The organism is Geothrix oryzisoli (assembly GCF_022808865.1).
GTDB lineage: Bacteria > Acidobacteriota > Holophagae > Holophagales > Holophagaceae > Geothrix > Geothrix oryzisoli.
In genome coordinates this window covers 106,226-126,062 of the sequence record NZ_JAKZLB010000003.1, presented here as the reverse complement: position 1 = coordinate 126,062, position 19,837 = coordinate 106,226, and the positions used below count along the sequence as shown (strand labels likewise).

The 19,837-nt window shown below is 70.6% G+C and carries 14 protein-coding genes; 4 read left to right on the top strand and 10 right to left on the bottom strand.

What is annotated here, in order from left to right:
* Nucleotides 1–4: 4 nt before the first annotated feature.
* From MLE43_RS08645 to MLE43_RS14860, 4 genes are all read left to right on the top strand, one after another.
* Entirely contained in the window at nt 5–1,258 is a 1,254-nt protein-coding gene (locus MLE43_RS08645) for a Glu/Leu/Phe/Val family dehydrogenase (protein ID WP_243303252.1), read from the top strand.
* A complete protein-coding gene (locus tag MLE43_RS08640; protein WP_243303251.1) occupies nt 1,255–2,175 on the top strand; it encodes a VirK/YbjX family protein in 921 nt (306 codons plus the stop codon). The genes MLE43_RS08645 and MLE43_RS08640 overlap by 4 nt, the downstream gene beginning before the upstream one ends.
* A gap of 62 nt (nt 2,176–2,237) precedes the next feature.
* Nucleotides 2,238–3,659, top strand: a complete 1,422-nt coding sequence (locus tag MLE43_RS08635) for an OmpP1/FadL family transporter (protein WP_243303250.1) — start codon at nt 2,238–2,240, stop codon at nt 3,657–3,659.
* Nucleotides 3,660–3,678: 19 nt separating this feature from the next.
* Nucleotides 3,679–5,199, top strand: a complete 1,521-nt coding sequence (locus MLE43_RS14860; protein ID WP_275976143.1) for a serine/threonine-protein kinase — start codon at nt 3,679–3,681, stop codon at nt 5,197–5,199.
* Nucleotides 5,200–5,251: 52 nt separating this feature from the next.
* Here the strand turns inward: MLE43_RS14860 and MLE43_RS08625 are convergent, their stop codons facing one another.
* The 10 genes from MLE43_RS08625 to MLE43_RS08580 form a co-directional block, all read right to left on the bottom strand.
* Entirely contained in the window at nt 5,252–6,307 is a 1,056-nt protein-coding gene (locus MLE43_RS08625) for a DUF4382 domain-containing protein (RefSeq protein WP_243303248.1), read from the bottom strand.
* A gap of 255 nt (nt 6,308–6,562) precedes the next feature.
* Complete coding sequence (locus MLE43_RS08620; RefSeq protein WP_243303247.1) at nt 6,563–7,342, bottom strand: NADH-quinone oxidoreductase subunit B family protein; 780 nt, start codon at nt 7,340–7,342, stop codon at nt 6,563–6,565.
* Nucleotides 7,339–8,853 (bottom strand): hydrogenase large subunit, encoded by a 1,515-nt coding sequence (locus MLE43_RS08615; RefSeq protein ID WP_243303246.1) that lies wholly within the window; start codon nt 8,851–8,853, stop codon nt 7,339–7,341. The genes MLE43_RS08620 and MLE43_RS08615 overlap by 4 nt, the downstream gene beginning before the upstream one ends.
* Nucleotides 8,850–10,307 carry a proton-conducting transporter transmembrane domain-containing protein gene (locus MLE43_RS08610; protein WP_243303245.1) on the bottom strand — a complete coding sequence of 486 codons (1,458 nt, stop codon included), beginning with the start codon at nt 10,305–10,307 and terminating at the stop codon, nt 8,850–8,852. The genes MLE43_RS08615 and MLE43_RS08610 overlap by 4 nt, the downstream gene beginning before the upstream one ends.
* Nucleotides 10,308–10,310: 3 nt before the next feature.
* Complete coding sequence (locus MLE43_RS08605) at nt 10,311–10,946, bottom strand: hypothetical protein (protein ID WP_243288378.1); 636 nt, start codon at nt 10,944–10,946, stop codon at nt 10,311–10,313.
* Nucleotides 10,947–10,948: 2 nt separating this feature from the next.
* Nucleotides 10,949–11,851 carry a respiratory chain complex I subunit 1 family protein gene (locus MLE43_RS08600; RefSeq protein WP_420843193.1) on the bottom strand — a complete coding sequence of 301 codons (903 nt, stop codon included), beginning with the start codon at nt 11,849–11,851 and terminating at the stop codon, nt 10,949–10,951.
* Nucleotides 11,852–11,876: 25 nt separating this feature from the next.
* Nucleotides 11,877–13,814, bottom strand: a complete 1,938-nt coding sequence (locus MLE43_RS08595; RefSeq protein ID WP_243303243.1) for a proton-conducting transporter transmembrane domain-containing protein — start codon at nt 13,812–13,814, stop codon at nt 11,877–11,879.
* Nucleotides 13,811–15,784: a proton-conducting transporter transmembrane domain-containing protein gene (locus MLE43_RS08590; protein WP_243303242.1), complete on the bottom strand. Its 1,974-nt coding sequence runs from the start codon at nt 15,782–15,784 to the stop codon at nt 13,811–13,813. Before MLE43_RS08590 ends, MLE43_RS08595 begins: the two co-directional genes overlap by 4 nt.
* 224 nt (nt 15,785–16,008) lie before the next feature.
* A complete protein-coding gene (locus MLE43_RS08585) occupies nt 16,009–17,154 on the bottom strand; it encodes a DUF4382 domain-containing protein (protein WP_243303241.1) in 1,146 nt (381 codons plus the stop codon).
* 133 nt (nt 17,155–17,287) lie between these two features.
* A complete protein-coding gene (locus MLE43_RS08580) occupies nt 17,288–19,777 on the bottom strand; it encodes a hypothetical protein (protein ID WP_243303239.1) in 2,490 nt (829 codons plus the stop codon).
* Nucleotides 19,778–19,837 lie beyond the last annotated feature (60 nt).

Sequence of the window (19,837 nt, the reverse complement as noted above, 5' to 3'; positions counted from 1 at the left end):
CTCCATGCCGACCGACCAGACCAACGCCTTTGAAGCCATGCAGGCCCGCCTGCGGGTCGCCTCCCAGCTGTACGGCCTGGATGACGCGCTCTTCAAGGTCTTCATGGCTCCCAGCCGGTCGATGATCGTGAGCCTGCCGGTGCTCATGGACAACGGTCAGTGGGAGGTCTTCACCGGCTACCGGGTGCAGCACAACATCGCCCGCGGCCCCGCCAAGGGCGGCATCCGCTACGACATGAACGTGACCCTCGACGAAGTGAAGGCCCTCGCCGCCTGGATGACCTGGAAGTGCGCCGTGGTGGATGTGCCCTTCGGCGGCGGCAAGGGCGGCATCGTGTGCGATCCCACCAAGCTGAGCCTGGGGGAGAAGGAGCGCCTCACGCGCCGCTATATCGCCGAGATCATGGACATCATCGGTCCCGACCGCGATGTGCCGGCCCCCGACATGGGCACGGACGCCCAGACCATGGCCTGGGTGCTGGACACCTACTCCATGCACGTCCGCCAGACCGAGAACGCGGTGGTCACCGGGAAGCCCCTGGGCCTCGGCGGCAGCCTCGGCCGCAACGAGGCCACGGGCCGCGGCATCCTCATCACCGCCCGGGAGGCCATGCAGCGCCTGGGCAAGCCCCTGGCCGGCGCCACGGTGGCCGTGCAGGGCTTCGGCAACGTGGGCAGCCAGGCCTCGCGCCTCCTGCATGAGGCCGGGGCCCGCATCGTGGCCATCGGCGACATCCAGGGCGCCATCAAGAACGACCGGGGCCTGGACATCCACGCCCTGCTCAAGCACGTGGCCGAAACCCGCACCGTCGTCGGCTTCAAGGGCGCGGAACCGCTCGATCCCGCGACCCTCCTGACCCATCCGGTGGACATCCTCGTGCCCGCGGCCTCGGAGAACCAGATCACCGAATCCAATGCCGCCCAGGTGCGGGCCAAGGTCATCGTGGAGGGCGCCAACGGCCCCACCACCCCCGAAGCCGACCCCATCCTGCTGGAGCACGGCGTGCTCGTGGTGCCCGACATTCTGGCCAACGTGGGCGGCGTCACCGTCAGCTACTTCGAGTGGGTGCAGAACCGCCAGGGCTTCTACTGGCGGGAGCGCGAAGTCAACGAGCGCCTGGTGGACTACATGACCCACGCCTTCCAGGCCACCTTCGCCACCACGGACAAGTACAAGACCAACCCCCGCATCGGCGCCTACATCCTGGCCCTGGATCGCGTGGCCCAGGCCATGAAGTACCGCGGTTTCTACGCGTGATCCGAAGCTACATCCTGGTTTCCAGAAAGGCCTGGCACTACAGCACCCAGGCCTACGAAGCCCGCCCTGAAGAGCGGAAGAAGATCAAGCGCCACCTCCGCTGGGCCGCCCTGGCGATCCTCCGGGAAGCCTCCGTTCAGGGCTGGTTCGCCTTTCTCGATGAGCCGGTCGTCCGCCCCTTCGTGGCCGCCAGCCCAAGGCTGGCCTTCCGCCCCATGGGAACCTACATGTCCCGCCGGTGGGACTGGGCCAAGCGCTTCAAGGTCATCCGCGACACCTACATCTTCGTGAACGCCAAAGGCGGGGCGTTCCAGCAGGCCATGCTCCGGGAGGAGGGCCTCCTGCTGGCGCGCATCCCGCTGGAAAAGGCGGGCACCCTGCGCCTCCTGATGCGGGCGGACCCCCAGTTCCGCAAGGAAGGCGAGATCGGGGTCTTCCTCGAGCTGGAGGGCATTCCCGGAGCCATCAGCTCGTTCGCCTACTCCCTCGAACACCAGGCCGCCGGATGGTGCTGCTACCTCGGCGCCCTCCAGGGCCGGAAGGGCGGCGACGAGGAGACCATCAAGCTCGCGACCAAGGCCATGCATGGGCTCCGGCCCAAGGCCCTGATGGTCTTCGTGGCGCAGGAGATCACCCGGTCCCTTCGGGTGGCCAGCCTGCTCGGAGTGGGCAACGGCATTCACGTCGCGCGGGGCCGGCTCCTGGGGCCGGGCAAGAAGATCCTATTCGACTACGATGAGCTCTGGCGGGAGTCCAGCGGAGTGCGCCGGGAAGATGGTTGGTACCAGCTGCCGATCAAGGCGCCGCGCAGGACCGCAGAGGACATCAAGCCCAACAAGCGCTCGATGTACACCAAGCGCTACCAGTTCCTGGACGACCTGTCCCGGCAAATCCGGACGGTCCTCACCTCCTCCTGATCCGCCCGGAAGGCCCAGCGGCCCTGGTTCCCGCCGTTCCTGGATACAGGCATGATGTACGAGTGAAGTCCTCCTCCTTCGGCCGCTGCCAGATGCTCCTTCCCTGCCTGCTTCTCGCGGCGGGGGGGTCCGGGTTTCTGCGGGCGCAGACTCCCATCGGCACCCTGATCTCCGAGCAGTCCCGCACCAACTTCACCGTTCAGGGCGCCGGCGCCCGCGCCATGGGACTGGGCGGCGCCTTCATCGCCGTGGCCGACGATGCGACGGCGGTGTCCTTCAATCCTGCCGGCCTGGCGCAGCTCCTCCATCCCGAGGTCAGCTTCGTGGCCCGGGGGACCCAGCGCTCCGTGAGCTACGAGGACTTCGAGACCTCCAGCCAGGGCCGCATCCTGGCCGTGAGCGATTCCCTCGTCAGCAGCACCCGCTTCGATCCCCTCTTCATCTCCGCCACCGCACCCCTGCAGGTGGCCGGGCGGAACCTGGTGCTGCAGCTGTCCATCCAGCGCGCCCTGGCCCTGACCGACCACAGCCACCGCACCCTCACGGAATCCCCGCTCACCACCTCCGGATCCCCCTCCCTGCTGGTCCAGGACATCACCCAGACCGGCCAGATCGATCTCTACTCCCTGGCCGCAGCCTACGAAGTGTCCCAGCGCATCCTGCTGGGGTTCTCGTACAACCAGTGGCGCGGGCGCTGGGATCTCGTCTCCACCAGCCTGCGCACCACGGGCACGACGCAGACCGTGGCGACCTTCCAGCAGGGGAATGCCATGGACGGCGAGAACTTCAACCTCGGGCTCATCTGGCGCTGGCCCACCTGGAGCTTCGGGATCGTCCACCGCACCGGCTTCCATGCCGACTACACGTTCGCGACCCAACTGGCCACCAACCTCCCCCGCGGCGGCTTCACGGGATCCCCCATGAGCACGGGTCTCCACTGGCCATCGGGCACCGGCCTGGGCTACGCCTACCGCCCCACGGACCAGTGGCTGATCACGGCGGACCTCTCCCACACCCTGTGGTCCACCACCCGCTACATGTCCGACTCCCCCCGGCTCAATGGCCAGAGCTTCTTCGACTTCGACAAGGGCGACCGGACCCCCAATGCCACGGACCTGCACCTCGGGACCGAGTACCTCCACATCACCTCCAACGGCACTGTGATCCCCCTCCGGGCGGGCATCAGCCGGGAACCCCAGCCCGTGGTCGACGCCGCCACCGGCCTCCAGCGCGTCATGTACCGGGTCGCCCTCGGGACCGGACTCAAGCAGGGGCCCCTCGGCCTGGATGTCGCCTACCGGTACGGCTGGTCCAACCGCCGGGTCTCGAAGGCCCTCGACGTGGATCAGATCCTGTCCCGCATCGGCTCCACCTCCCTGGGCACCGAGCGCATCCGCGAACACCGGCTGGACCTCTCGGCCATCATCCAGTTCGACCGCAAGCCCCTGGAACGGGTCCTGCGCCACCTCTTCGTGGGGGACTGAGATGCGCCGGAGTGCGCTCATGCTCGGCCTCGCACCCCTGCTGGCGGCCCAGAGCCAGCCCACCTTCTATGCCGCCTATCAGGACGGCCTGGATGCCGAGCGGCAGGGACAATGGCAGACGGCCGCCGCCGCCTTCCGCCGGGCGATCGAGCTGCGGCCGGCCTCGGCCACGCGGATCGTCATCTACGGCAACAACCTGCTCAACGACTACGCGCCCTACACCCATCTGGCCCGCTGCCTCATCGAGCTGGGAGAAACCGAAGCCGCCCATGCGGCCCTGGACCGCGCAGCCCACCAGCGGGAACCCAACGCGGCGCGGGAGGCCCTCGCCCACCGCCTCAGCCAGAAGGCCCAGGCCGTCCCGCCCCCGAAGGACCCCGACCCGGTTCCAGCGCCGTCGAAGCCCGTGGCGGTGCCCCCGGCCCAAAGCCAGCCCGCCCCGACCCCTGCGGACCCAACACCGGTTCCCGCGCCCGGACCATCCCGGGAAGGGGGCCCGGCCGCCGCGACCAGGAACCCGCCGCCCCCTCGGCGGGACCCCCCCCCGCCCCGCAGCCCGGACCAGGCCACCTCCGCTCCGGCCCAAGCCACCCTTCCCACCCCCGCGGCAGCCCCCCAGGGCACCCCGGCACCCGCTTCCCGTCTGCGATGGGCCGTCGGCCTCTCCCTGGCCGTGGCCGGCGCCTGGCTGCTCCTCCGGCGCCGGAGACGCCCGCCCGAATCCTCCTCCTTCGGCGACCCCGAACAGCTGGGGCCGTACCGGATCGAACGGCTGCTCGGCCGGGGCGGGTTCGCGAGCACCTACCTCGCCCGCCACGGCACCACCAAGCTGCCCGTGGCCCTGAAGCTGCTGCACCCCTACCGGCACGATGATCCCGAGTTCCTGCGGCGATTCCGGCAGGAGGCGAAACTCGGCGCCATGCTGGATCACCCCAACCTGGTGCGGATGCTGGATCCCGGCCCGGAGGCAGGCCCTCCCTGGCTGGCCATGGAGTACATCTCCGGTCGGCGGCTGGACCAGGCCCTCCGCGAGGATGGCCCCCCCTCGCTGCCCGCCTTCTACCGCCTCGCGCTGCAGATTGCCGGGGCCATGGCCCACGCCCACCACCTCGGCATCGTCCACCGCGACCTGAAGCCCGGCAACGTGATCTTCGACGGCGATCAAGCCAAGGTGATGGATTTCGGAATCTCCCGGATCGTGGACTCCAACACCCTGACCACCACCTACGCCTTCCTGGGCACCCCCCGCTATGCCGCGCCGGAAGCCCAGATCCGAGCCCAGGTGGGGCCCGCCGCGGACCGGTACTCCCTCGGCATCATGCTGTTCGAGCTGCTGGCGGGGCATCCGCCCTTCGACGGGGAGACGCCCTTCGAGATCCTCGACAAGCACCGGCGGGATCCTCTGCCGGATCTGGCGGCGCTCCGGCCCGACCTCCCCGCCGCCCTCGTGGACCTCGTCGAACGGCTCTGCCGCAAGGACCCCGACCAGCGGCCCGGGGACGAGGAGGTCCTGAGCGTGCTGACCGGACTGGCCGGGTGAGCCACAGGGGCGGCCCTTGTCCGGACCGCCCCCATGGACCTTCTTCCCCGGCTCAGAGCCCCAGGTTCACGGTCACGGTGAGCCCGGTCGTCACGGTAGCGGGCTGGAGGGTGGAGGAGGTCACCGTGGTGGTGCCATCCAGGTTCAGCGTGGTCCGCACCGCCTGGACACTGTAGAGGCCCACCGGCACCGTCGCGAAGGCGTAGGACTCGGTGGAGGTGGCCACGGTGGCCATGGTGCTGTCCACGATGAAGGCGAAGCTGCCCGAGGTGGGCGTGGCCAGGGTCTGGAGCAGGTTCACGGCATCGCTCTGGCTGCTGGTGGCCACGGGCGTCAGGCCGCCGGACACCCCGCCGGTGGCCGCATCCGCGGTGAAGGCGGCATTGTAAGTGAAGACCGGCGTGGTACCGCTGAGGGCATAGCCATCGCTGGCCTTGGCGTCATAGGCCTTGGGGGTGGTGGTGCCCAGCACGGGCTGGCTCACCACGTAGTAGGTGGCGCCCACCGGCAGGAGGTCCAGGGTGTAGGCCCCGGTGGCGTCGGTGACCGTGCTGCGGGCGATCCGGGGATTCCCGCCCGTGTCCAGGGTCTCGGCATAGACCACGGCGCCGGCGAGGCCCGTCGAGGTCGCGGCGTCGGTCAGCTTCCCGGAGATGGAGCCGGTGACGATCTTGTCGTAGGCCCAGACCGTCGGCCGCAGGAGGTACTGGCTGGAGGCCCCGGCCTGCACCACCTGGATGGAGTGGGCCGCGTCGAAGTCGATCCACACATCCTTCGTGGTGCCGGCGGCCACGTCAAAGCTCACGATCAGCTTGATGCCCGTCTGCAGGCCCGAGGGCACGGTGAGGGGCTGGACGCTGCCGTCCGCCAGCTTCACGGTGTTGCCCGACCCGAGGACCAGCCGCATCTGCTGGTAGTGGCCCGCGGGCAGCGTCGCTCCGGAGGCCAGCAGCTCGCTCACGCCGCCGGTGAGGCTCAGCAGGTTGTAGGTCTTGTTCGGGGTTCCGAGGGTGATCCAACCGCCGTTGCCGCTGATCTCCACGGTCTGGATGTTGACGTTGATCTCCTGATAGCCGCTGATGGGGCCATCCACCAGGTGGACGGTCATGGCGCCACTGCTGGAGCCGGAGGATCCCCCGCAGGCCAGCAGAAAGGCCAAGCCCATACTTGCCAAAAGGATGGATATGCCGCGCCAACGATTCATGGTCGCCTCCTGGGGCAATGGAGTCCCGAGACCATTTTTAGGTTGAGACCCAGAATTGCCAGCCAGGCGGCCAAGCCCCCCGGTCATGCATGTTTGGACACTCGTATCGCGTCCATCCCTGCGTTCCGAGGAGGGCGAGTGTGTACTTTTACTACATCTTCATGCGGTCCCCGCCCTGGGTTCCAGCCTGCCGAGCAGGCGGAGCAGGCCATCCAGGATGGTCAGGGGGTGGGGCGGGCAGCCGGGGATGAAGAGGTCCACGGGCACCACGCTCGCGGCCCCGCCAAGCTGCTCCTCCTGTCGGTAGTAGGGTCCGCCGGCAATGGCACAGGCCCCCACGGCGATGACGAGCTTGGGCCCCGGGATGGCGTCGTAGGTCTTGCGCACGGCCAGCTCCATGTTCTGCGTCACCGGCCCGCAGAGGAGCAGGCCGTCGGCGTGGCGCGGCGAGGCCACAAACTGGATGCCGAAGCGCCCCAGGTCCCAGGCCAGGGTGCCCAGCACGTTCACGTCCACCTCGCAGCCGTTGCAACCGCCGGCGCTCACCACCCGGAGCTTGAGCGACCGGCCGAAGAGCCGCTTCAGCTCCCCGTCCAGGGCCGCCGCCAGCCGGTATTCCACCGCCGGACCCAGGCTCAGGTCCTCCCGCGTCCGGGTGGCGAGGCGGTGCTCCTGGGTGTACTCGATGGCGCCCTCGGGGCAGGCCTCCGTGCAATCGGGGCAGAAGAGGCAGCGGCCCAGGTCGATGCGCGGGCCCGTGGCTCCGAAGGCGATGGCCTCGGTGGGGCAGGCCTCCGCACAGGCCCGGCAGCCGTCGGGGCAACGCTCCGGATGGATCAGTGGCCGCCCCCGGAACCGCTCGGGCAGCGCGGGCAGTTCCTTCGGATAGGGCAAGGTGCGGTACCCCTGGCGCCAGCGGGAGAGCAGGATGTGGATCATAGGTCATGCCCGCAGTAGGAGAGGTTGAAGCTCTTGTTGCACAGGGGGAAGTCGGAGACCTGCTCGCCCCGCAGGGCCAGGGCCAGGCCGAACCAGTTGTGGAAGGAGGGATCCACGATCTTGTAGCGGGCAAAGCGGCCCTGGGCGTCCGTCCAGGCGAGGTGCAGTACCTCGCCGCGCCAGCCCTCCGTGAGCGAGATGCACAGGTGCTCCGGAGCCCGTGGCGGCAGGGGTCGGGGCCTGGGGTCGGCTTCGCTTTCCGCCAGCGAGGCCAGGGCCGCGGAAAGGAATCCCGCGCTCTCGCCCAGCTCCAGCCAGCGCACCCAGGCCCGGGAATGCACATTGCCGCTCTCGGCCTGGGCCACGGGGACGGGCCGGGTCCCGTAGGGGCCGAAGGGATGGTCCTGGCGCACGTCCCGGCTCAGCCCGCAGGCCCGCGCCGCCACGCCCACCAGCCCGATCTCGCGGGCCTGGTCCGGGTCCACGCGACCCGCCGCCTCGAAGCGGATCATCACGGAGGCCGCGCCCCAGAGCAGTTCCACCGCGTCCTTCGTGTCCATCCAGGCCCGGTCCAGGCGCGGGCGCATGGCGGCGGCCCGCGCCGGCTCCAGGTCCTGCCGCAGGCCCCCGGGACGCAGCCAGTCCCGGCCCAGGCGGCTGCCGCAGCCCTCGGCGCTCAGGTTCAGCCAGTCACCCCGGATGCGCCCGCAGAAGGAGGCCGTGGGCAGGAAGCCCACATCGCCGGACAGGGCGCCCAGGTCGCCCACATGGTTGGCGACGCGCTCCAGTTCCAGGGCCACACCGCGCACCAGATCCACGCGAGGCGTGATTTCCACACCCGCCAGGCCCTCCAGCAGGCGGCAGTAGGCCCAGGCGTGGGCGATGCTGCTGTCCCCGCAGGCCGTCTCCGCCTGCTTGAGGCTGAGGGGATGGGGACCCCCGAGGAGGGCCTTCTCCAGCCCGCGGTGCTGATAGCCCAGGGCGATCTCCAGGTGGAAGACCCGCTCACCGTGGCACTGGAACCGGAAGTGGCCAGGCTCGATGACGCCGGCATGGACCGGCCCCACGGCCACCTCGTGAACCTCTTCACCCTCCACCCGGTAGAAGTCCATGGCACCGGGGACCGGTGCCCCACCCCGCTGCCAGGGATCCGGCGCGCCGGTCCAGGGGAGGTGGAACCGCACCGGCTTGAGCCAGGGATGGCCCTCGGGGACGATGCCGGTCTGCTCGGCGATCTCCCGCTCGAAGAGGTGGGCCTGGGGGCAGTCGGGCGTAAGCGCGGGATAGCGGGGTGCGTCCAGCTTCGTGCGGAGGGCGCGAAGCGCCTGTCCCGCATCGTCGGCCAGCACCGCATGGAGGTGGAGGTCGAAGTCGGCGCAGAGGCAGGCGAGGCGGTCCCCTTCATGGATGCGCTGCAGGATGGCCTCGCGGAACTCTCGGATCGGCAGTTCGGGCACCTCCCGAAGGGGCAGGCGCTGGCCGTTGCGGAGGATGGGCAGGACGAGGGTCATGGCCGCACCTCCAGGCGGGCGGAGGGGAGGCCCTCCGCGGTGGTGCTGGCGTGGTCGAGCATGGCCTGGAGGGGCCGGGGCAGCCAGATGCCCAGGACCAAGGCCAGCGCCAGCGCCGCGATGAGGGGCGCCGTGGTGGCCGGCGCATCCTTGTAGGGCGTGCGGACCCGCTGAGCGCTGGGCGTGCCGAAGACCACCTTCACCACCGTCTCGCTCATGGCCAGGAAGATGCTGCCCAGCAGGATGAGGAAGGCCGCCCCGCCTGCGAGATGGCCCGTGCCGAGGGCACCCGACGCGATGCTGAACTCGCTGAGGAAGGGCGCGAAGGGCGGCATGCCTGTGATGGCGAGGAAGGCCAGGAGGAAGAGCCAGCCGGACACCGGCGTGCGGCGCAGGGCCCCGGTGACGAAGGGCAGCTGCTTGCTGGCGTAGCTGCGGTGGATGTTGCCCGCGGACAGGAACAGCACGCTCTTCACCAGGGCGTTGGCCGCCAGGTGGAAGAGGGCGAACTTCGCCGCCAGGCCCCCGATGCCGATGCCGAAGACGAGGATGCCCATGTGCTCGACGCTGGAGTACGCCAGCAGCCGCTTGATGTCCGTCTGCCGGATCATGAAGACCAGGGCCCAGGCCATGGAGAGCATGCCGAAGGCCACCAGCAGCTCCCGGGCGAAGGCGCCCTCGCCCGCCGCGGCCACCACCGCGTAGATCCGAAGCAACGCGAGGAACGCGCAGCTGGTGACCCCGCCCGCCAGGAGGGCGCCCACCAGGCCCGGCGTCTCGCCGTAGGCATCGGGCTTCCAGGTGTGCAGGGGCGCCAGGCCCATCTTGGTGCCGTAGCCCACCAGGGTCAGCACGAAGCCCGCCCGCAGCCAGGGCCGGGACAGGAGCGAGGCGTTCTCCATGAGCCGCGTGTAGCGCAGGGGCTCCTCCAGCCCGCCCATGTGCGCCGCGTAGGCGATGAAGAGGGTGCCCAGCAGCGCCAGGGCGATGCCCACCGAGCCGATCACGAGATATTTCCAGGTGGCCTCGAGGGAGCGGCGGTTGTGGTTGAAGTAGATGAGGGGTGCGGTGACCAGGGTGGTGGTCTCCATGGCCACCCAGGCGATGCCGGGGTGGCGGGCCTGCGCCAGCAGCGAGGCCAGGCCCAGGAAGCCCAGGAGGCAGGTGGAGAGCACGCGGTGGTCACGCTCGGGGCGCAGGGCCAGGTAGGCCGGGGCGTAGAAGGCGCAGATGCAGAACAGCACGCTGATGACGAGCAGCACCCAGCCGCCCAGGGCGTCGAGGCCGAACCAGGCGGTGGCCGGCAGGGCCCGCCATCCGCCGAGTGCCACGAGCAGCAGCCCCAGGTGGAGGATGCCCACGGCCGGCAGGATCCAGGCGCGGAGGGTCGGGGACGACACGGCGAAGGCCAGGGCGGCGGCCAGGAGGGGGACGAGGATGAGCAGCCAGGCCATGGGTCAGTCCTTCAGCTCGGCCAGGTGCCGGGTGTCGGTGGAATCGAAGGCCACGCGGATGTGGTTGATGACGATGCCCATCACGAAGATGCCCACGAAGAGGTCCAGCAGGATCCCCGCCTCCACCAAGGCCGGCATGTCCTCCACCAGCAGCAGGCCGAAGAGGTAGATGCCGTTCTCCAGCACCAGGTAGCCCACCACCTGGGTGAGGGCCTTCCGGCGGGACACCAGCAGCAGGAAGCCCGTGAACAGCGTCGCCAGCGAGGCCGGCACCATCAGAACGTACTCCGTGCCCGGCTTGAGCGGCAGGTTGTGGGCCAGGAGCAGGCTGAGGCCCGTGCCCAGGGCGCAGAGCATCAGCGACACGGTGTAGCCGATGTAGGGGTCCACCTCGCGCTGGATGTGGACCTGCTTCAGGGCGCGGCGGAACAGGAAGGGGATGAGCCAGCCCTTCACCGTGACCGCCGCGACGGCCAGCAGGACGATGTGGAAGTGGCGGCCCAGGCCCATGGCCAGCGGCATCAGGCCCAGCAGCACGCCCTGGAGGACGGCGAACTGGATGGCCTTGCTGACGCGGCTGGTGGCCACGAGGCTGAAGTTGGACAGCATGGTGAGGGCGATGAGCAGGTCGGGCAGCATGGCTACACCAGCATCAGCAGGAAGGCGAAACCCGTGGCCAGCACCCCGGCCACGAGGAACTGCGGGACCTTGGTCATGCGGAACCGCGCCATGGAGCTCTCCACCAGGCCCACCCCCACCGCGAGGCCGGCCAGGGCCGCATAGAACGCCAGCCAGTTCTGCCAGGCGTGCGCCGCGCGGGGCAGGGCCGGCGTCAGGATGAGCGCGCCCAGCACCAGGAGCTTGAGGCTGGCGCCGTAGAGCACCAGGGCGAAGGGCCGGCCCGAATGGTCGAGCACCATCACCTCGTGGATCATGGTGAGCTCCAGGTGCGTGTTGGGGTCGTCCACGGGGATGCGCGAATTCTCCGCCAGGTAGACGATCACCCAGCCCGCCAGGATGAGGATCAGGGGTCCCGTGAACCGCGTCGTGAGGCTGCCGGGGAAGGCCAGCATGGTCCCCAGCGACAGGCTGGCATTGGCCTTGGCCAGGGCCGCGAAGCCCAGGAAGAGCGCGGGCTCCGCCAGGGCCGAGAAGGTCGCCTCCCGCGCCGCGCCCATGCCCTCGAAGCTGGAGCCGGTGTCCAGGGCGGAGAGGATCGTGAGGAAGCGGGCCAGCCCGAAGAGGTAGGCGAAGAGGATGACATCGCCCTCAAAGGAGATCGGTGCCGGGGTGTGGCCGAAGGGGACGAGGGCGGAGGCGGCCAGACCCGCAGCCACGCCGCCCACGGGGCCGGCGAGGAACACCCAGGTGGTGGTGCGGCTGTAGACGGCGCGCTTGCGGGCGAGCTTGGCCAGATCGTAGTAGAGCTGGAGCACGGGCGGCCCCTGCCGACCGGCCATCCGGGCCTTGGTCTTGGCGATGAGGCCGGGAAGCAGGGGCGGCAGCAGCAGCACGGTGAGCCCGTGCAGCAGGAACTGGAGCATCGTCGGGAGCAGGGATCGAACCATCTCAGGCCACCATCCAGACCAGGAGTACCAGCAGGGTGAGCAGGACGTAGAGCAGGTAGACGGGCAGCGCCCCGCCCTGGGCCACGCGGAGCAGAGCGGCGCCCCGCACGCCGAACCGCAGGCCGGGGGCCGCGGCCCGGTCGAGGACCGGATCGGGCACATGGCCTTCGTATCGCGCCGGACGCGGGAACCAGCCCGACACCTTGGGGCGGTGCACCACGGGCCACAGGGCCCAGCGGAGGCCCCGGACCAGGCCGTCCGCGAAGGACGAGGCCGTGTACTGCATGCGCGCATCCGGGGTTGCGTAGCCGCAGTCCCAGGTGGGCAGGCCGTCTTCCCGGGAACCGGGCCGGAGCCAGCGCCAGAGCAGGAGCGCCAGGAGTCCCAGGGCGAGGGCCATCCCCGAGATCGCGCCCAAGCCGGGCAAGGAGGGCAGGCCTGACCCGCCCGCCGGGCCGAGGGTGTCCACCACGCGGCCCAGGGCGGGCATCAGGAACAGGGGCGCCACGCCGATGGCCAGGCAGGCCAGGGCCAGCAGCCCCATGGGCAGGAGCATCACGCGGGGCGCCTCCTGGGCCCGGGCTCCCGCCTCCGTCCTCGGCAGTCCCAGGAAGACGGCCCCGAACGCCTTGGCGAAGCAGGCCAGGGCCAGGGCCCCGATGAGGGCCAGGGACAGGAGGATCACCACGGGCCAGGCCTGCCGCCCGAGGCCCAATCCCCGGAAGGCCCCCACATAGATCAGCCATTCGCTCACGAAGCCGTTGAGGGGAGGCAGGCCGCAGATGGCCCAGGAGCCCGCCAGGAAGGCCGCGGCAGTCCAGGGCATGCGCTGCCCCAGGCCCCCCAGCCGTTCCAAGTCGCGGGTGCCCGTGGCGTGCAGCACCGAGCCCGCCGACAGGAACAGCAGCCCCTTGAAGAGGCTGTGGTTCACCACATGAAGCAGCGCCCCGGCGTACCCCAGCGTCTGCAGCACGGGGTTCCCCTGGCTCTTGCCGAGGGTGCCGAGGCCGAGGCCCAGCAGGATGATCCCGATGTTCTCGATGGAGTGGTAGGCGAGCAGGCGCTTCAGGTCGTGCTGGCCCAGGGCGAAGGCCACGCCGAGGAGGCCCGACAAAACACCCAGCGCCACCAGCGTCCCGCCCCACCAGAGCGGCGGGTCCGGCACCCAGGAGAGGAGACGCGCGATCCCCAGGATGCCCATCTTGAGCAGCACCCCCGACATCAGCGCCGAGACGTGGCTGGGGGCGGCGGCGTGGGCCGGCGGCAGCCAGAAGTGCAGCGGCAGGATGCCCGCCTTGAAGCCGAAGCCCAGCAGGAACAGCACGAAGAGGATCGTCCCCCCGCGGCTGGCGGCCAGCCCGGCGGGCAGCGCGGTGAACCCGTACTGGCCCGTGGTCCTGGCCAGCAATGCGAAGGCTGCGATCAGGATCAGGGTGCCCGTGTGGGTGGCGACCAGGTAGATCCAGCCGGCCCGGCGGGTCTCGGCCTCGCGGTCCTCCGCCATCACCAGCAGGAAGGCGGCGATGGCCATGCCTTCCCAGGCCAGGAGGAAGGTCAGCGCGTGCGAGGCCGCCACCAGCATCACCAGAGAAGCCGTCAGCCACCCGAAGACCAGGCGCAGGGCCGGCGTGTTGCCTCGGCGGCTCTCCCAATAGCCCAGGCCGTAGAGGCTGCCGCAGAAGGCCAGCACGAGCACTGGGATGGCGAAGAAGGCCGCCAGCGGATCGAACACGAGGAGCCCCGGAGCGCCCAGCGCCGCCGTGCGCAGCGCGAGGGTTCCGCCGGAGCCTCCGGCGAGCACGCGGAAAGAGGCCGTCAGGCCCAGGAGGGCGGCCAGACCCAGCAGTCCCGTCGCCACCTCCCCCCCTCTCCGCCGCAGGAACAGTCCCGGCACTCCGGAGACCGCCGCAGCCAGGAGCGCGAGGAGGTAGAGGCTCATCCCAGCAGCCTCTCTCTCAGCAGCATCCAGAGGAAGGTGCCCAGGAGGGTCAGCAGCACATAGAGGAGATAGACCGGCAGGTGGCCCTGCTGGAAGCGCCGGAACCGGAGCAGCCGTTCCGCCACCCGGGCCACCCGCGGTTCCAGAAAGACTTCTCCGACGGGTTCCTTGAAGGCCTGGCGGAAGGAGGCCCCGCCCGGGAAGAGCCCCCGGAGGTGCGGCCTCCGGGCCCGCAGGCCCGGCTGGACCGGCGCCCAGGCGTCCGCAAAGGAACTGCCGGTGTACTGGGCCCGGGGCACGGGGACCGCATACCCGCAGCCCCAGGTCGGAAGGTCCTGGGGTCCGGACGCCGCGGCGACCGCTTCGGGGCGGCGCAGCCAGGCGAGGCCCGCTGCGACGAGCAGCAGGAACACGAGCTCCAGGCCCGCGAGCAGCCGCAGGTCCCCCTGCAGGCCCCGGGCGAGCAGAGCCGGGGTTCCGGGCGCCAGCACGGCGACCGCGCGATCCAGGAGGGGCAGGAGCAGGAAGGCGCCCAGGCCCACGGCCAGGCAGAGCCCGGCCAGGACGGCCATGGGCAGGAGCATGGAGCCGGCGGGATCATGGGCATGCTCGGCGGCCTCGCTCCGGGGCGAGCCCAGGAACAGGGTGCCGAAGAACCGGGCGAAGGCCACCGCCGCCAGGCCCCCGGCCAGGGCCAGGGCCACGAGGCCCAGGGCCGCGGACCAGGGATAGCCGTGGGCGAGGGAGGTGAAGAGGCCCCGGTAGAGGAACCACTCGCTGAGGAAGGCGTTGAAGGGCGGGAGGGCCGTCACCGCCAGCACGGCGGGGAAGACCAGCAGCGCCGTGCGGGGCATCCTCCGGCCCAGCCCCCCCAGCGCCTCCATGTCCCGGGTGCCCGTGGCGTGCAGGATGGCCCCGGCCCCGTAGAACAGGAGGCTCTTGAAGAGCGAGTGGTTCCAGATGTGGAAGAGGGCCCCGCCGAAGCCCAGGGCCATGAGCCAGGGATCGTGGGTGGCCCGGCCCGTCCAGCCCAGGCCCACGCCCATGAGGATGATCCCCAGGTTCTCGATGCTGGAGTAGGCCAGGAGGCGCTTGTAGTCCCGCTGGGCCAGCGCATTCCCCACGCCGTACACCGCCGTGAGGGCGCCCAGGGCCAGGAGCGTCCCGCCCACCCCCCGGGGGATGGCGGGCAGCAGGCACGACACGCGGAGGATGCCGTAGATGCCCGTCTTGAGCATCACCGCCGAGAGGATGGCCGAGACATGGCTGGGGGCGCTGGCATGGGCGGACGGCAGCCAGAAGTGCAGGGGCAGCACGCCCGCCTTGAAGCCGAAGCCCACCAGGGCCAGGAGGAGGATGCCGCCCTCGAACCAGGGCGAGGTGGAAACCGGAAGGACCGTCCACTGGAGCCCCCCCATCCGCTGGGCCATGAGGATCACCATGGCCGTGAGGAGCAGCGTGCCCGTGTGGGTGCAGGCCAGGTAGACCCAGCTGGCGCGCCGGACCTCGGGCTTCTCGTGGTCGGTGCCCACCAGGAAGAAGGCGGATACGGCCATCAGCTCCCAGGCCACCAGGAACACCAGCCCGTGCCGGGCCAGGAAGAGCAGCGTCATGGCCGCCACCAGCAGGCCGTAGAAGAAGCGCAGGGAGCGCCCCGAACCCCAGGGCAGCTGGGCCGGCCAGTAGCGCCGCCCGTAGATCAGGCCGAGGCCGCCGACCAGGTGCAGGGGCAGCAGGAAGGCGGCGGAGAGGGCATCCACCTCCAGGCGGGCCGGCAGGCCCCAGGCCTGGAACACCACCCAGGAGGTGGGCCCTCCCAGCAGGAGGTGGATCGACGCGCCCAGAGCCAGGAGGCTGCCGAGAAGGCCGAGGCCGGTGGCCAAGCGCTCCGGCGGCCGGGAGAAGGCGGACAGCAGGGCCCCGGCGAACCAGCATCCAGAGGACGCGAGGACCAAGGCCACATCCAGCATCTGCACGCTCCGGGTTCAGATAGCGAGCCCGGCGGCTCAGGTTTTGGCTGGGGCCACCCTGGAAGGGGGCTCGTCATCAGATGGGCCGGGATCGGTTGGGCCCATGCTACTCCCAACCCAGCCCCGTCTTCAAAGCAGATGCGAACCTCTTGCCCGCTGGCCACGGGGCAGACCAAGGTCCGGAAGCCCCGTCGCCAGGGCCTCCGGACCTCGAACCGGTGAGGCTAGAGCCCCAGGTTCACGGTGGCCGTCGTGCTCGCGGTCACAGTGGCCGGCTGGACGGTCGAGGTGGTCGTGGTGGTGGTCCCATCCAGGTTCAGGGTGCTCCGCACGGCCTGGACGCCGTAGGTTCCCACCGGGACGGTGGTGAAGCCGTAGGTCTCCGTGGTGCCCACGACCGCCATCGTCGTGCGCACGATGAAGCTGAACGTCCCCGAAGAGGTGACCAGCGACTGGAGCAGGTTCACCTGGTCGCTCTGGCTGCTGGTGGCCAGCGGCGTGAGGCCGCCGGACACACCGCCCGTGGAGGCGTTGGCGGTGAAGGCCGCGCTGTAGGTGAACACGGGGGTCGTGGCGGTCAGGGCGAAGGCCTCGCTGGCCTTGGCGTCATAGGCCTTCGGGGTCGTGCCGGTGAGGGGCTGGCTCACCACATAGTAGGTCGCACCCACGGGGAGCAGGTCCAGGGTGTAGGCGCCGGTGGCGTCCGTCACGGTGCTGCGGGAAATCCGGGCGTTCCCGGAACCGTCCAGGACCTCGGCATAGACCGTGGCGCCCGGCAGACCCGTGGAGGTCGCGGCGTCGGTCAGCACGCCGTGGATGGAACCCGTGACGAGCTTGTCAAAGGCCCAGATCGTCGGCCTGAGGAGGTACTGGCCCGAAGCCCCGGCCTGCACGACCTGGATGGAGTGGGCCGCATCGAAGTCGATCCACACATCCTTCGTGGTACCCGCGGCCACATCGAAGTTCACGATCAGCTTGATGCCACTCTGCATGCCCGAAGGCACCTTCAGGGGCTCCACGGTGCCGTCCGACAGCTTCACGGTGTTCCCCGAACCGAGGACGAGCCGCATCTGCCCGTAGTGGCCCGCCGGCAGGGTGGCGCCCGCAACCAGCGTCTCGTCCACACCGCCCACGAGGCTCAACAGGTTGATCGTCTTGTTGGGCGTGCCGAGGGTGATCCAGCCGCCATCGCTGGCGATCTCCACGGTCTGGATGTTGACGTTGATCTCCTGGTAGCCGGCAATGGGTCCGTCCACCAGATGCACGTTCATGGTTCCGCTGCCCCCGCCGGAACTCGATCCGCTGCAGGCCGTCATGAGGGCCAGCCCCAGACCGGCCAGCCACAGGAAGGGTGTGCGCCATCTCTGCATGTTCACCTCCGAACCCGTGCCACGGGAAAGGCATCAGGACAGCCATCATGGCCCCGGAAGGGTTCCTCCGCAATCCCAAAATTTACACTTAAACCCAATCAATTAAAGATATAGATCTTTAGGTCTAAGCCCTCTAGAAAACCCGGAGGAGGGCCACGTACCCATTCACGGTCCGGACCCCCGCGATGTCGCTCTGCAGGCCCACGCCCAGGTCCACGCGCACGGCCGTGAAGAGCCAGAAGCCCGGCAGGTCGCCTGTGATGCCGGCGCCGCTCATCCCATAGGTCTTCTGGTCATCCAGGCTGCGGGCGCGGGCGTACTCGAGGCTGAGGGACAGGCGCAGGTTCGGACCGGTGGGGATGGCGAGGGCAGCCTTGCCGTAGGCCAGCCGGTCGGCCGTGATGGCGTGGGACCGGATGCCCGCGATCCGCACCGCACCGCCCATGCCCCCCACATCCAGCGCGTTGAAGCGGTCGAAGGCCCGGCCCGAGGCCCAGCCCGCCTCGCCGTGGAGCCAGAACCCCGGAGTCACCTCCCGATCCAGGCCCAGGCTGCCGCCCCAGCGGCGGAAGTCGCCGCCTTCCGGAACCTCCTGGGGCGCCGAAGCCAGGCCGTAGGTGCCCTCCGGACGGCGCCCCCACCCGTGGTAGGCCCGGACCTGGAAGCCCCGGAACAGCCAGGAGCCCTGGAGGGTGCCGATGCGCGTCAGCCCCGAGGGCGGCAGCTGGTACCCGGGGGTGCGGTACTTGTCGTCCCCTTCCCCATAGTCGTCGTACTGGAAGTCCCCGCGGCCCTCCAGGCGGAAGCCCAGGCCCAGATCCCGACCCAACTCCACCCCCGCCTTCCCGAAGCGGCGGCCCACGCCATCCTGATCGGACAGGCGCCCGTTCACCACGGGGCGCTCCGTGGTCCTCAGCAGCAGGGTGGTGGCGTCGGCGCTCACGTCGAAGCTGCCCAGGCCCCGGGGGATGGCCAGGCTGGCGGTGTTGAAGAGGATGGCCGTGAGGGCGTTCAGCTGCACACCCTTGCCGAAGGCGTCGTAGTCGAAGTAGAGGAGGCCGCCCAGGGGCGCCACCGGGGGGGTGAGGCCCGGATCCACCAGCACCACGCCCGCCAGGGCCCGGCCGCTGCTCTTCGCCTTCTCCTCGATCTTCCGGGTGCCGTCCCCCTGCTTCGTGAAGTAGCGGGCCCCTTCCGGCGTCACCTTGAGCATGGTGGACCCGGACTCCCGCGCCGCGGCGCGACTGGCCTCGAAGCCCTCGCCATTGACCTGGAAGTCGCGGTAGGTGAAGCGCCGCTGCACCTGCACCACGCCGCCCGCGCTCACCCAGCGCTCGAAGGTCTGCACCGCGACGGGCCGCCAAAGGTCCGGCGTCGCCTGGCCGTAGGTGAGGATCTCCCGCTCGCTCTTCACGGTGCCGGGCAGGTTCGTGCGCTCCCGGTGCTCCACCAGGATCCGCCCGGTGGCCTCCTCCACCTCCAGGTCCCCGGAGTACAGCAGCGGATCCGCATCCACCGGCTCGAAGCTCAGCCGGCGCCGACCCGGCCCCGCGGGGCCGCCGTCCCGGTAGCGGTAGCGTTCGGTCAGGCCCAGGGCCACGGGCAGTGACATGGACTGGCGGCTTTCGATGAGGGGCAGCTGCACCTCGCCATCCAGCTTGGCGGTCACCCCGTTGAAGCGGACCGCCTTCTGGAGCAGCTCCGGCCACTCGCCGGCCTGCTCGAAGTAGCCGAAGCTGAAGCCCAGATCCCCCCCGCGTCCCGTGGGAGCCTGCAGGTGCAGATCCAGTTCCGCCTTGGCCTGCACGGTGCGGGCCGCGGCCCGGGAGCGCAGCTGGGCCGCCCGCACCCTGGCCAGCAGGGCACCCACGTCATAGGCCTCGGCGGCGCTCACGGCCACCTCGGTCCGGTCCTTGGGCAGGGGCACCGAGGACCAGACGCCCCCCGCGAAGGTCCAGCGCCGCATGGCCCCGGCCCGGTTCCGCAGGGTCAGGTCGCCCAGGCCGCCCTCGACCTCGGTGAAGCCCGCGGGGAGCGCCTCCGCCAGCCGGGCCCCGGGACCGCCGGCGGGTACCACCACCCGCCCGCCATCGCCCAGGAGCGTCGACACCAGGGGGCCGGGATCCGAGGGCAGCCAGAGGGTCCAGGGCCGCCCGGGGAAGGCATCCTGGGCCCGGGTGAGCTGGCCCCGCCATTGGGCGGGATCCAGGTTCAGGTCCGCCGGCACCAGGGCCCCGCCGTCCACGGCGCCCCAGGCTGTTTCATCCAATAGGGGCGCGGCCTGGGGATCGAAGGCCACGTAGAGCCGCTGGTCCGGTGACTGGGCCTTCAGGGCCTGGGCCGCCGCCAGCAGGAGGGGGAGCCGCGTCTCGCCGGCAGGCAGGAGCAGCCGCACGGCCGGGGCGCCCTTCAGGCCCGCCACCAGGGGCGCCCAGCGCTGCCGGGCCGCTTCCACCTGGGCCGCATCCCGGTTGTCTTTCGGCACCAGCCGGGCCCCGTCCTCCGTCCGCAGGTCCAGGACCGCGGGCTCCGGCACGCCGCTGCGCAGAGGGGCCGCCGGGGGGGCCTGGGCCGCCAGGGCGAGGGTCAGGACAGGCAGCAGGAACAGCGGGCGTCGTGGCACGGAGCCTCCGGGGGCACCCCCGAGGCTAACCGGTTGCGCGGGGAGCCTCCAGCCTCCGGG